This is a genomic window from Saccharothrix sp. 6-C (assembly GCF_016695385.1).
GTDB lineage: Bacteria > Actinomycetota > Actinomycetes > Mycobacteriales > Pseudonocardiaceae > Actinosynnema > Actinosynnema texasense.
In genome coordinates this window covers 1,233,962-1,246,818 of sequence record NZ_CP064192.1, presented here as the reverse complement: position 1 = coordinate 1,246,818, position 12,857 = coordinate 1,233,962, and the positions used below count along the sequence as shown (strand labels likewise).

Annotated in this window: 10 protein-coding genes and 1 rRNA gene; 4 read left to right on the top strand and 7 right to left on the bottom strand. The window is 69.6% G+C overall.

Annotation, left to right across the window (positions count from 1 at the left end):
- Nucleotides 1–4: 4 nt before the first annotated feature.
- The 4 genes from IOD16_RS05895 to IOD16_RS05880 form a co-directional block, all read right to left on the bottom strand.
- A 16S ribosomal RNA gene (locus IOD16_RS05895) occupies nucleotides 5–1,522 on the bottom strand.
- 344 nt (nucleotides 1,523–1,866) lie between these two features.
- Complete coding sequence (locus tag IOD16_RS05890) at nucleotides 1,867–3,021, bottom strand: sensor histidine kinase (RefSeq protein ID WP_442978111.1); 1,155 nt, start codon at nucleotides 3,019–3,021, stop codon at nucleotides 1,867–1,869.
- On the bottom strand, nucleotides 3,018–3,704 hold the full coding sequence (locus tag IOD16_RS05885) for a response regulator transcription factor (protein WP_201439199.1): 687 nt from the start codon (nucleotides 3,702–3,704) through the stop codon (nucleotides 3,018–3,020). The genes IOD16_RS05890 and IOD16_RS05885 overlap by 4 nt, the downstream gene beginning before the upstream one ends.
- 143 nt (nucleotides 3,705–3,847) lie before the next feature.
- Nucleotides 3,848–4,288 (bottom strand): helix-turn-helix domain-containing protein, encoded by a 441-nt coding sequence (locus IOD16_RS05880; RefSeq protein WP_201439198.1) that lies wholly within the window; start codon nucleotides 4,286–4,288, stop codon nucleotides 3,848–3,850.
- Between the two features lie 120 nt (nucleotides 4,289–4,408).
- On the opposite strand from IOD16_RS05880, the gene IOD16_RS05875 reads away from it, so the two are divergent.
- Nucleotides 4,409–4,774 (top strand): peptidase inhibitor family I36 protein, encoded by a 366-nt coding sequence (locus IOD16_RS05875; protein WP_201439197.1) that lies wholly within the window; start codon nucleotides 4,409–4,411, stop codon nucleotides 4,772–4,774.
- 69 nt (nucleotides 4,775–4,843) lie between these two features.
- Here IOD16_RS05875 and dxs read toward each other — a convergent pair whose 3' ends face one another.
- The 3 genes from dxs to IOD16_RS05860 all read right to left on the bottom strand — a co-directional run bounded on the left by dxs (nucleotide 4,844) and on the right by IOD16_RS05860 (nucleotide 10,052).
- On the bottom strand, nucleotides 4,844–6,742 hold the full coding sequence (dxs, locus tag IOD16_RS05870; RefSeq protein ID WP_201439196.1) for a 1-deoxy-D-xylulose-5-phosphate synthase: 1,899 nt from the start codon (nucleotides 6,740–6,742) through the stop codon (nucleotides 4,844–4,846).
- Between the two features lie 74 nt (nucleotides 6,743–6,816).
- Nucleotides 6,817–8,031 (bottom strand): class I SAM-dependent RNA methyltransferase, encoded by a 1,215-nt coding sequence (locus IOD16_RS05865; protein ID WP_201441219.1) that lies wholly within the window; start codon nucleotides 8,029–8,031, stop codon nucleotides 6,817–6,819.
- Nucleotides 8,032–8,042: 11 nt separating this feature from the next.
- Complete coding sequence (locus IOD16_RS05860) at nucleotides 8,043–10,052, bottom strand: APC family permease (protein WP_123743299.1); 2,010 nt, start codon at nucleotides 10,050–10,052, stop codon at nucleotides 8,043–8,045.
- Between IOD16_RS05860 and IOD16_RS05855 the strand changes: the two genes are divergently transcribed.
- The 3 genes from IOD16_RS05855 to IOD16_RS05845 all read left to right on the top strand — a co-directional run bounded on the left by IOD16_RS05855 (nucleotide 9,961) and on the right by IOD16_RS05845 (nucleotide 12,814).
- Nucleotides 9,961–10,797 (top strand): potassium channel family protein, encoded by an 837-nt coding sequence (locus IOD16_RS05855; RefSeq protein WP_425471184.1) that lies wholly within the window; start codon nucleotides 9,961–9,963, stop codon nucleotides 10,795–10,797. The genes IOD16_RS05860 and IOD16_RS05855 overlap by 92 nt on opposite strands.
- Nucleotides 10,798–11,454, top strand: a complete 657-nt coding sequence (locus IOD16_RS05850; protein ID WP_123743301.1) for a potassium channel family protein — start codon at nucleotides 10,798–10,800, stop codon at nucleotides 11,452–11,454.
- A gap of 388 nt (nucleotides 11,455–11,842) precedes the next feature.
- Nucleotides 11,843–12,814 carry an ArsR/SmtB family transcription factor gene (locus IOD16_RS05845; protein ID WP_201439195.1) on the top strand — a complete coding sequence of 324 codons (972 nt, stop codon included), beginning with the start codon at nucleotides 11,843–11,845 and terminating at the stop codon, nucleotides 12,812–12,814.
- Nucleotides 12,815–12,857 lie beyond the last annotated feature (43 nt).

The window sequence follows — 12,857 nt, the reverse complement described above, 5'->3', positions numbered from 1 at the left end:
TTAGAAAGGAGGTGATCCAGCCGCACCTTCCGGTACGGCTACCTTGTTACGACTTCGTCCCAATCGCCAGTCCCACCTTCGACCGCTCCCCCCAGCAAGCTGGTTGGGCCACGGGCTTCGGGTGTTACCGACTTTCGTGACGTGACGGGCGGTGTGTACAAGGCCCGGGAACGTATTCACCGCAGCGTTGCTGATCTGCGATTACTAGCGACTCCGACTTCACGGGGTCGAGTTGCAGACCCCGATCCGAACTGAGACCGGCTTTGTGGGATTCGCTCCACCTCACGGCTTAGCAGCCCTCTGTACCGGCCATTGTAGCATGTGTGAAGCCCTGGACATAAGGGGCATGATGACTTGACGTCATCCCCACCTTCCTCCGAGTTGACCCCGGCAGTCTCCCATGAGTCCCCGCCATTACGCGCTGGCAACATGGAACGAGGGTTGCGCTCGTTGCGGGACTTAACCCAACATCTCACGACACGAGCTGACGACAGCCATGCACCACCTGTACACCAGTCCGAAGAGGCCTACATCTCTGCAGGTTTCCGGTGCATGTCAAGCCCAGGTAAGGTTCTTCGCGTTGCATCGAATTAATCCACATGCTCCGCCGCTTGTGCGGGCCCCCGTCAATTCCTTTGAGTTTTAGCCTTGCGGCCGTACTCCCCAGGCGGGGTGCTTAATGCGTTAGCTGCGGCACGGAGGACGTGGAAGTCCCCCACACCTAGCACCCACCGTTTACGGCGTGGACTACCAGGGTATCTAATCCTGTTCGCTCCCCACGCTTTCGCTCCTCAGCGTCAGTATCGGCCCAGAGACCCGCCTTCGCCACCGGTGTTCCTCCTGATATCTGCGCATTTCACCGCTACACCAGGAATTCCAGTCTCCCCTGCCGAACTCAAGTCTGCCCGTATCGACTGCAGGCTCCACGTTAAGCGTGAAGTTTTCACAGCCGACGCAACAAACCGCCTACGAGCTCTTTACGCCCAATAATTCCGGACAACGCTCGCACCCTACGTATTACCGCGGCTGCTGGCACGTAGTTAGCCGGTGCTTCTTCTGCGGGTACCGTCAGTTGCCCTTCGTCCCCGCTGAAAGAGGTTTACAACCCGAAGGCCGTCATCCCTCACGCGGCGTCGCTGCATCAGGCTTTCGCCCATTGTGCAATATTCCCCACTGCTGCCTCCCGTAGGAGTCTGGGCCGTGTCTCAGTCCCAGTGTGGCCGGTCACCCTCTCAGGCCGGCTACCCGTCGTCGCCTTGGTAGGCCATTACCCCACCAACAAGCTGATAGGCCGCGGGTCCATCCTGTACCGCCGGAACTTTCCACCCCACAAGATGCCTAATGGAGTCATATCCGGTATTAGACCTAGTTTCCCAGGCTTATCCCAGAGTACAGGGCAGGTTACCCACGTGTTACTCACCCGTTCGCCGCTCGTGTACCCCGAAGGGCCTTACCGCTCGACTTGCATGTGTTAAGCACGCCGCCAGCGTTCGTCCTGAGCCAGGATCAAACTCTCCAATAAGGAATGTTTGATCGCTCCGAACAACACTGACATGAATGTCAGTTGTCCAGTAACAATCTCAAAGGAAACCTCTTGACGAGGTTCATAAATTTACTGGCTATTCGGCACGCTGTTGAGTTCTCAAAGAACACGCGCTCACCGTCACTCATCGCTGTGTGCGATTCGATCTGGGGCTTGATGTCCGCCGCGCTCCGTTCCGGTCTCTCTCCGGCCCGTTCCGCGCTGGCAGAGAGAAAGTTACACCCCGCCCAACGTGGAGACAAATCGGGGGTCAGGAGGCACGTCTGTGCAGGTAGTACCCCCTGCGGCGACCCTCAAACCGGATCACGTGTGACCGGGACCACTCAGACGAGTTTTCCGTGGGGTGCGGACGGCAGGTGGACGGCCACCGACAGCCCGCCGCCGGGCACCGCCGTGGCGTGCGCCTGGCCCTCGTGAGCTGCGACGGCGGCCCGCACGATGGACAGCCCGAGCCCGGTGCCGGTGCGCGCGGTCCGGTCGGTGCCACCCCGGCGGAACGGCTCGAACAGCTCCTCCACCCGGTCCGGAGCGATGACGGGACCGGACGACGACACCCGCAGCGACGTCCACTCGGGCCCGCCCTCGGTGCGCACCTCGATCCACCCGCCGGGCAGGTTGTGCCGCACGGCGTTCTCCAACAGGTTCCCGGCGATCCGCTCCAGCAGCGCCGGGTCGCCCACCGCGGGCGCGGGGGCGCTCAGGAACGACACCCGCAGCTGGCGCTCCTCCGCCTCCCCCCGAACAGCCCGCCACGCGGACTCGACCACGGCGTTGAGGTCCACCGGCTCGCGCACCGCCAGCCCGAGCCCGTCCGTGCGCGCGAGCAGCAACAAGGCGCTGACCAACTGCTCGGCCCGTTCCGTCGCGGCACGCACGACGCCGGCCATCCGACGCAGTTCCGCCTCGTCGGCGTCCGGGTCGGCGAGCGTGACGTCGAGCTCGGTCCGGATCACGGCCAGCGGTGTGCGCAGCTCGTGGGAGGCGTTGGCGACGAACCGCCGTTGCGACTCGAACGCCGCCTGGAGCCGGTCGAGCATCGCGTCGAACGTGTCGGCCAGCTCGGCGACCTCGTCCCGGGGACCGTCCAGGCGCAGCCGCTCGCCGAGCGACTCGGCGGACAGCCGACGGGCCGCGTCGGTCACGTCGTGCACGGGCTGGAGCACGCGCCCGGTGATGGTCCACGCGAGCAGGGCCGCGGCGGCGACCACGCACAGGAAGGCGATCGAGCCGGATCGCAGCACGTCGTCGCGCGCCTGTTGGCCGAGCAGGTCCATCAGCGCGTCGGCCTCGACCTCACGGCCGTCCACGATGACGGTGCTGCCGTCGGCGAAGCGGGGGGAAGAGGCGATGACCCGGCCGACGAGCAGCCAGCCGAGCAGGAGCAGGAGGCTGCTGACGAACGCGACCAGTCCGGTCGCGAGCAGGGTGAGCCGCGTCCGCAGCCCGGGTCCGCGCCTGCGGGCCAGCTCAGAGTTCAGCGTGGGCCGTCCTCGGGGGAACCTGCCGTGGGCACGCGGTAGCCCGAGCCGACCACCGTGTCGATGATGCCCGGTTCGCCGAGCTTCTTGCGCAGCGTCATCACGGTGACGCGGACGGTCGTGGTGAACGGGTCGGCGTTCTCGTCCCACACGCGTTCCAGCAGCTCTTCGCTGGAGACCACGGAGCCCTTGGCGGCCAGCAGCACCTCCAGCACGCCGAACTCCTTGCGGGTCAGCTCGACGGGCTGGCCGGCGCGGCGCACCGTGCGGCGGGCGGGGTCGAGCTCGACGTCGCGGGCGGTGAGCAGCGGAGGGGTGGCCGGGGTGGCGCGGCGGGCGAGGGCCCGGACCCGGGCGACCAGCTCGGGGAACGCGAACGGTTTGGCCAGGTAGTCGTCGGCGCCGAGGGAGAGCCCCGCGACGCGGTCGTCGATGCCGGCGCTCGCGGTGAGCATCATGACCCTGGTGAGGGCGCCTGAGCTGAGGATCTCCTTGCAGAGCTCGTCGCCGGACATGCCGGGTAGATCGCGGTCGAGCACGACCACGTCGTACCGCGTCACGGTCGACTTCTCGTGGCCGGTCTCACCGTCGTAGGCGACGTCGACCGCCATGCCTTCGCGCCGCAGGCCACGCGCGATCGCGTCGGCCAGCGGCACCTCGTCCTCGACTACCAGGATCCGCACCCCACAAAGGTGCCACACATCCCTGAGAAGGTGCTTAGCGTGACGCTGTCGTCCCGCGGGCGGCGTGCTGCCGGGTCGGTTGCCGATCGGGAAGCGCCGGCGGTGCGGGTGCTGGCGGGAGCGGGCCTCGGGGTGACGCGGAATCATTCGGGTGCGGCAGTCAGGTGCCCCGAGAGATTGCGCTCGGCCAATTCCGGCCGGCGGACCTGAGCCGATTTCATCATTGCCGCGCCGACTCGCACGAGCAGGCCGCCGACGACGCCCGTGAACAGCCGCACGACGGAGGGCGGCGGCGCCTGGCGGGGTGGGCCGGCCGCGCGGAGTTCGGCGTCGAGGTGGCGCCAGCGGTGTTCCCAGTCCTCGACCCGGCCGCCGCAGGCGCGGACGTAGGCCGTGGTCACGGGCAGGCTCGGCAGGCGTCTGCCACCGGCCGCGTCGCACAGGGCCGCAGCGGAGAAGTGCGCCCGCCCGGCCAGTTCCCGGTAGGGCGGGCGGCCGGCGCCTTCGCGGAGTTCCCGGAGGTCCCGCGCGAACACCACCAGCGGGTCGTCGGAGTCGTCGAGTTCGCGTTCTTTCCTCGGCATGGTTCTTACCCCCGTGGTGATTGTTCAGGGATTGTCGTTCAAGGTCCAGGAACGCTCCGTGAACAACCCCATCGGGGTACACAGGTTTCCGTCCGGATTTCCACGCGAGGAGGGCTCGACATGAACAGGGCGGTTCGTGCCGTACTGGCGTCCGCGGCGGTCGTGGGCGTGGGGGGTGCCACGGCGGCGCCTGCGACCGCTTCGGCGGAGTCACAGGAGTGCCGGGGTGGCTACCTGTGCCTGTACAGCGGCATCGGCTACACCGGTCACCTGTGGATGAAGTCGCGGTGCGACTTCTACAACATCGGCCTGGAGGGGTGGAGCGACCGCGTGCGGTCCTACCGGAACCTGCAGTCCACCGGCACGGTGTCGATCTTCATGCAGTGGGACGGCGCGACCTGGGTCGAACTGGGCCGGTCGACGGCCTCGGAAGAGGTGTACGACGCGACCTCGATCTACGCCACCGACGGCGTGTGGGTCTGCTGAGCGGCGTCCCGCGTCACCGCGACCCCGGCCGTGCAGCGGCAGGCCGGGGTCGCGGGAGGGGTGTGCCTGCTACTTCTCGACCGCGGCGTCCATCTCCGCGGGCTCGGAGGCGACGACCCACTCGGTGATGCGGCGGGAGACGTCCTGGGCGGTCAGGCCGATGTCGGAGAGGACTTCGGACCGTTCGCCGTGCTCCTGGAAGGCCTGCGGGATGGCCAGGTCGCGGAGCGGGGTGTCGACGGCGGCGTCGCGCAGCGCGGCGGCCAGGGCCCAGCCGAAGCCGCCGTGCCGGCCGTTGTCCTCGACGGTGACGACGAGGCGGTGGTCGGCGGCCAGGGCGACCAGGTCGTCCGGGACGGGGAAGACCCAGCGGGGGTCCACCACGGTGACGCCGATGCCCTGGTCGGCGAGGCGCTGGGCGGCGGCCAGGCCGAGTTCGCCGAACGCGCCCACGGTGACCAGGAGGACGTCGGAGCCCGAGCGGTGCAGGACGTCGACGGTGCCGATGCGTTCGAGGGCCGGCAGGTCGGGGCCCACCGAGGCCTTCGGGTAGCGGACGACGGAGGGTGCGTCGGAGATGCGGACGGCTTCGCGGAGCTCTTCGCGCAGCGAGGCGGCGTCGCGGGGGGCGGCCACGTGGATGCCGGGGATCAGGCCGCAGATGGACAGGTCCCACATGCCGTGGTGGGAGGCGCCGTCGGGGCCGGTGACACCCGCCCGGTCGAGGACGACGGTGACGCCCTGCCTGTGCATGGCGACGTCCATCAGGAGCTGGTCGAACGCCCGGTTGAGGAAGGTGGCGTAGATGGCGACGACCGGGTGCATGCCGCCCATGGCGAGGCCGGCGGCGGAGGTCATGGCGTGCTGCTCGGCGATGCCGACGTCGAAGCAGCGGTCCGGGTAGAGGCCCGCGAACTTGTCCAGGCCTGTCGGGCCGCGCATGGCGGCGGTGATGGCGACCAGGTCGGGCCGTTCGCCGCCCAGGGTCGCGATCTCGTCGGCGAACACGTGGGTCCAGGTGCGCTTGGACGGGCCGATGTTCTCGCCGGTGATGGGGTCGATGACGCCGGTGGCGTGCATCTGGTCGGCCTCGTGGTTCTCGGCGGGCGCGAAGCCGTTGCCCTTGCGGGTGACGGTGTGCACGATGACCGGTCCGCCGAAGGACTTGGCGCGGCGCAGCGCCGACTCGAGCACGGCGTGGTCGTGGCCGTCGACGGGGCCGATGTACTTGAGGCCGAGGTCCTCGAACATGGCCTGCGGGCTGAGGGCGTCCTTGATGCCGCGCTTGGCGGCGTGCAGGGCGGCGTAGACGGGCTTGCCGACGAACGGGGTGCCCTGCAGGGCGGACTTGCCGCGCTCCAGGGCGCGTTCGTAGCCGGGTTGCAGGCGCAGCGACGAGAGGTGGTCCGCGAGGCCGCCGATGGTGGGCGAGTAGGAGCGGCCGTTGTCGTTGACCACGATGACGACGGGTCGGTCGGTGCCGGAGGCGATGTTGTTCAACGCCTCCCAGCACATGCCGCCGGTCAGGGCGCCGTCGCCGACGACCGCGACGACGTGCCGCCGCTGACCGCCGAGCTGGTAGGCCTTGGCCAGGCCGTCGGCGTAGGACAGGGCGGTCGAGGCGTGGCTGTTCTCCTCGACGTCGTGCTCGCTCTCGGCCCGGGAGGGGTAGCCGGACAGGCCGCCCTTCTGGCGGAGCGTGTCGAAGCCGGCGCGGCGACCGGTGAGGATCTTGTGCACGTAGCTCTGGTGGCCGGTGTCGAAGACCACCGAGTCGTGCGGCGAGTCGAAGACCCGGTGCACGGCCATGGTCAGCTCGACGACACCCAGGTTCGGACCGAGGTGCCCGCCGGTCCGGGAGACCTTGTCGACCAGGAAACGCCGGATCTCACCGGCGAGCGCGACCAGCTCGTCAGGTCCCAGCCGTTTCAGATCCGCCGGTCCGTGCACGGATTCCAGCAGCGTCACTCGCTCCACCTCGCCCTGTGGTTCGGGTCCCCGACTCGTCCGGTCAGTCTACGGACCACGGGCTGAGACGCCTGTCAGCGAGCGGGCCGCAGCAGGGCGACGCATTCGACGTGGTGCGTCATCGGGAACGCGTCGAACGCCCTGAGCTGGGCCAACTCGTAGCCGTGCTGGGCGAAGACGGCGATGTCGCGGGCCAGGGCGGCCGGGTCGCACGCGACGTAAACCACACGGGCGGGTCGGCTGCGGGCGATCGCGGTGACCACGACCTTGCCCGCGCCCTTGCGCGGCGGGTCGAGGACGACGACGTCGGGTGGCGCGTCGGTGAACCCGGGTGAGTCGAGCACCACCTCGGTGCGGCCCGGGTGCCAGCTGATCTGCGGCTGGTCGGAGAGGTTGAGCCGGCCGTCGGCGACGGCGCCGTAGGACGACTCGACCACGGCGACGGAGCCGGTGGGCCCGACCTGCTCGGCCAGGACGGAGGCGAACAGGCCGACGCCGCCGTAGAGGTCCCAGGCGCGGTCGCCGGGGCGGCAGTCGGCCCAGTCGCCGACGACCTCGGCGAAGGTGTCCGCGGCGGCCGGGTGGACCTGCCAGAAGCCGTCCGAGCGGAGGTTCCACGTGCGGCCGGCGGCCAGTTCGGTGGTGGTGCCGCTGCCCTGGCGCAGGCGGGAGGGGCCGGGGACGGGGCGGCCCCGGCGGACGACGGGCGGGCCGATCTCGGTGACGTGCGTCCGGCCGCCCGCGTCGCGGGCGACGACCAGCTCCGACTTGGGCGGCCACGTGCGGTCGACCACGTCGTCCAAGGCGTCGGGGACGGCGATCACGCAGTGGTCCACGGGGATGACCTGGTGGCTGCGGTGGGCGCGGAAACCGGGGCGGCCGTCGGGGCCGACGGCCATGCGCATCCGGGTGCGCCAGTCCTCCGGGCCGCCGGGCAGGTCCTCGACGATGACCTCCCAGTCGAGCTTGGCCAGGCGGTGCAGCTGCTCGGCGACCACGGCGGCCTTCAGCTCGCGCTGGGCCTGCCACGACGCGTGCTGCCAGTCGCAGCCGCCGCACAGGCCGGGACCGGCGAACGGGCACGGCGCGGGCACCCGGTCGGGTGAGGCCTGCAGCACCTCGACGGCGTCGCCGCGGCAGAACGAGCCGCCGGTGTCCTCGGTGATCCGCACGACCACCCGCTCGCCGGGCAGCGCGTGCCGGACGAACACGACGCGGCCCTCGTGCCGGGCCACGCAGTGCCCGCCGTGGGCGACCGCGCCGACCTCGACCTCGATCAGCCGCTGCATCCAGGTCGCCGTCACTTGCCGTCCTTCTCTCGGCCGCGCTTGTCCAGGCCGCGGCGGATCGCGCCGGGCGCGACCACGTCGTCCTTGTCGGTCACCTTCGAGGATGAAGCCAGCTGCCATGGGACGCTCGTCACCATCACGCCCGGTTGGAACAGCAGCCTGCCCTTGAGCCGCAGCGCGCTCTGGTTGTGCAGGAACTGCTCCCACCAGTGGCCCACGACGTACTCCGGGATGAACACGGTGACCACGTCGCGCGGGTTGTCGGTGCGCACCCGTTTGACGTAGTCGAGGACCGGTTTGGTGATCTCGCGGTAGGGCGACTCGATCACCTTGAGCGGCACCTTGAAGTTCTCCTTCTCCCATTCCCGCACCAGGCGGCGGGTGTCGCCGTCGTCCACGTTGACGGTGACGGCCTCCAGCATGTCCGGCCGGGTCGCCTTGGCGTACGCCAGGGCCCGCAGGGTGGGCATGTGCAGCTTGGAGACCAGCACCATGGCGTGGTTGCGGGCGGGCAGCAGCTTCTGCCGCTCCTGCTGGCGCAGCTCCTCGGCGACCCGGTCGTAGTGCCGGCGGATGGCCGTCATCAGGGCGTACAGGGCGGCCATCGCGGCGATGGCGATCCACGCGCCCTTGGTGAACTTGGTGATCAGCACGACCACCAGCACCGAGGCCGTGAGCGCCAGGCCGAACGCGTTGATCGTCTGCGACCGGCGCATCCGGCGGCGGGCCACCGGGTCCGTCTCGGTCTCCAGCAGCCGGTTCCAGTGCCGGACCATGCCGGTCTGGCTCATCGTGAACGAGACGAACACGCCGACGATGTAGAGCTGGATGAGCTTGGTCACCTCGGCGTCGAACGCGATGACCAGCACGATCGCCCCGCCCGCGAGGAAGACGATGCCGTTGCTGAACGCGAGCCGGTCGCCGCGGGTGTGCAGCTGGCGGGGCAGGTAGCGGTCCTGGGCGAGGATCGAGCCGAGCACCGGGAAGCCGTTGAACGCGGTGTTCGCCGCCAGCACGAGGATCAGGGCGGTGACCACGGTGATGAAGAAGAACCCGAACGGGAAGCCCGCGAACACCGCGTGGGCGATCTGGGCGACCATGGTCTTCTGCTCGTAGCCCGCGGGCGCGTTGACGAGCTGGTGCGCCGGGTTCTCGGCCATCTTCACGCCCGTGAGCTGGGCCAGCACGATCAGGCCCATCAGCATCGTGACCGCGATCAGGCCCATCGCCAGCAGCGTGGTCGCCGCGTTGCGCGACTTCGGCTTGCGGAACGCCGGCACGCCGTTGCTGATCGCCTCCACGCCCGTCAGCGCCGCGCTGCCGGACGAGAAGGCGCGCAGCACGAGGAACACGAACGCCAGGCCCATCAGGTGGTCGTCCTCGGCCCGCAGCTCCAGCCCGGCGCTCTCCGCGCGCATCTCCTCGCCCAGGACGAAGCCGCGGAACAGGCCGTAGCCGACCATGAACAGGATGCCGGCCATGAACGCGTAGGTCGGGATGGCGAACGCGCTGCCCGACTCGCGGATGCCGCGCAGGTTGATGGCGGTGAGCAGGACGATCGCGACGACCGCGAACTCGGCCTTGTGGGTGGCCACGAACGGGATGGCCGAGCCGATGTTCGCCGCCGCCGACGAGATCGACACGGCGACCGTGAGGATGTAGTCGACCAGCAGGGCGCTCGCCACGGTCAGACCCGCACGGCGGCCCAGGTTGACCGTGGCGACCTCGTAGTCGCCGCCGCCCGACGGGTAGGCGTGCACGTTCTGCCGGTAGCTCGCGACCACCGTGAGCATCACGACGACCACGGCCGCGCCCACCCACGGCGCCAGCGCGTAAGCCGACAGCCCCGCCACCGACAGCACGAGGAAGATCTCCTCGGGCGCGTAGGCCACGCTCGACATCGCGTCCGAGGCGAACACGGGCAGGGCGATGCGCTTGGGCAGCAGGGTGTGGGCTAGGCGGTCGCTGCGGAAGGGCCTGCCGACCAGGAGGCGCTTGGCCGCGGTTGCGAGCTTGGACACGGGTCGAAAGCGTAAGGGGTCAGGTCCCCTGGTCGGAGTAATCGTGGGTAGGTTCTCCGTAAGCGTCGTTCAGGAGGCTTTCGTGCACGTGGTGATCATGGGCTGCGGCCGGGTGGGCTCGTCCCTGGCCAAGGCGCTGGAGCGCCTCGACCACCAGGTATCGGTGATCGACAAGGACGCCCAGTCCTTCCGCAGACTCGGCCCGGACTTCCACGGCCAGCAGGTCGTCGGCAACGGATTCGACCAGAAGGTGCTGATCGAGGCCGGTATCGAGCGGGCGGGCGCGTTCGCGGCCGTGTCCAGCGGCGACAACTCGAACATCATCTCGGCGCGGGTGGCGCGGGAGACGTTCGGGGTGGAGGCGGTGGTCGCCCGGATCTACGACGAGAAGCGCGCCGCGGTGTACGAGCGGCTCGGCATCCCGACCGTGGCGACCGTGCCGTGGTCGACCGACCGGTTCCTGCGGATGCTGCTGCCCGAGGGCACCGCGACGGCGTGGCGCGACCCGTCGGGCACCGTCGCCGTGCTGCCGCTGGAGCTGCACGAGGACTGGGTCGGGCACACCGTGCGCGACCTGGAAGAGGCCACCGGCTGCCGGGTGGCGTTCGTGATGCGGTTCGGGACGGGCGTGCTGCCCGACTCGAAGACCGTGCTGCAGGAGGACGACCAGGTGTACGTGGCCGCCCTGTCCGGCACCGTGACCGACGTGGCCGCGGCTGCGGCACACGCGCCCGAGGAGAGCTGAGTGCGTATCGCGATTGCGGGTGCCGGCGCGGTGGGTCGTTCCATCGCGGCCGAACTGGTGTCCGACGGGCACCAGGTGATGCTGATCGAACGTGACCGCAGGCACTTCGAGCCGCACACCGTGGAGCAGGCCGAGTGGGTGCAGGCCGACGCGTGCGAGCTGTCGTCCCTGGAGGACGCCGGCATGCAGCTGTGCGACGTGGTGATCGCGGCGACCGGCGACGACAAGGTCAACCTGGTGGTGTCGCTGCTGGCGAAGACCGAGTTCGCGGTGCGGCGCGTGGTGGCGCGGGTGAACGACCCGGCCAACGAGTGGCTGTTCACCGAGTCGTGGGGCGTGGACGTGGCCGTGTCGACGCCGCGCATCCTGTCCGCGCTGGTGGAGGAGGCCGTGACGGTCGGGGACGTGGTGCGGCTGATGACGTTGCGCCAGGGCCAGGCCAACCTGGTGGAGATCACGCTGCCGGGTGACACACCGCTGGCGGGGTCGCCGGTGAACGGCCTGGCGCTGCCCCGGGACGCCGCCCTGGTGACGATCCTGCGCGGCGGCCGGGTCATCGTCCCGACACCGGACGACACGCTCGAAGGCGGCGACGAACTGCTGTTCGTAGCCGCCGCGGACGTCGAACAGGAGATCCGTTCGGCTCTGGGTTACTGACCGGTCGTCCGAGATCGGTCGAGGCGTCGTCGACTGGCCCGAATTCGGCACCCCAAAGCTTTTCCGGAGCCGGGTTCGGCCACTCGGCGATTCCGCGTCGAAGCGAATTCCCGCTCGAAGCGATCGAACTCCTGCGCGTGCGGTCGAGTGCCGACGACCCGGTAGCCCAGGGCTGCTGCCAGGCGTTCGGCGGACTCCTCTGCGGCATTCGATCGCCCCACGAACGACCCACAGCGTGGCCGATACCCCACTGTTAGTGTCACAACATCGAGTGAGACAGGTCGCCGCCACTCGGGGTGCTTCCGCTACCGGCCGTCCCGCCCACCTCTTGAACATCTCGCCAAAACGCGAATGCGGCGAGTGGATCGAGATCATTCGAGGGGGACGCGTGTTGAAGATTTATTTCACGTCGGCGGACCTGGCGCGCACGAACGTGGCGCCGGCCGTGGACCCGCTGTGGGAGATCGTGCTCAGCGGGTTCCAGCTCGACCGCCTGGAGACGACCCTGCTCAGACCGTGGGTCCACCGCCTGCGCTCCGACCCGGCACGGGTGACGGCGATGCGCCCCGGGGCCCGGGTGCTGGGAGTCCTCGCACCCAGGGGCGCCTACTTCCCCGACTTCCTCACCCCGGGGCGGGGAGCTCTCGGTCTGGACCTCGGACTCGAAGCCGTGCGGTCGGTCGACGTCGACAGGCTGACCCACGAGGTGCACCGGTTGGGAACCCACCACCCGCTCCCCCCTTGGACCCGGGACCTCGGCAACCCGTCCTCGGACCTGCTCCACCGACTCGTCGACACCTGGCGCTCCTACCACGAAGCCGTCATCCGGCCCGAGGAAGACACGATCCAGGCGGCGGTCGACGCCGACCTCGCCCAACGCGCGCACGCGGTCCTCACCGGCGGCCTGACCGGCCTGTTCGACAGCCTGGCCCCGCTGCTCCGCTGGCGAGCACCCGTCCTCGAAGTCGACTACCCCCTCGACCGGCACATCCACCTCGGTGGTCGCGGCCTGCGCCTGATCCCCTCCTACTTCTGCCAGGGAACACCGATCTCCCTCGCCGACCCGGACCTGCCCCCGATCCTCGTCTACCCGATCGCCGCCGAGCACCGCCTTCCCGACCAGCGGTCCGGAGACCCCCTCGCCTCCCTGCTGGGCCCGACCCGCGCCGCCGTGCTGCACGCCGTCGGGTCCGGCCGCACCACCAGCGAACTCGCCCGCCGGACCACGATCTCGATCGCCTCGGCCAGCCGCCACACCGCCGTGCTGCGCGAGGCGGGACTGATCTCCTCCTGGCGGCACGGAGCGACGATCCGCCACTCCCTCACCGACACCGGCACGAGGCTCCTCGGCCGCACCTGACACGACCCCGCGCCTCCTCTCGAGACGATCTTTGCGCCCCGGT

What these genes read in the sequence shown, in the direction of transcription:
- IOD16_RS05875 (WP_201439197.1), top strand. Translation starts at nt 4,409, where the DNA reads ATGAACAGGGCGGTTCGTGCCGTACTGGCGTCCGCGGCGGTCGTGGGC.
- IOD16_RS05865 (WP_201441219.1), bottom strand. Translation starts at nt 8,031, where the DNA reads ATGCAGCGGCTGATCGAGGTCGAGGTCGGCGCGGTCGCCCACGGCGGG.
- IOD16_RS05855 (WP_425471184.1), top strand. Translation starts at nt 9,961, where the DNA reads ATGCGCTTGGGCAGCAGGGTGTGGGCTAGGCGGTCGCTGCGGAAGGGC.
- IOD16_RS05880 (WP_201439198.1), bottom strand. Translation starts at nt 4,288, where the DNA reads ATGCCGAGGAAAGAACGCGAACTCGACGACTCCGACGACCCGCTGGTG.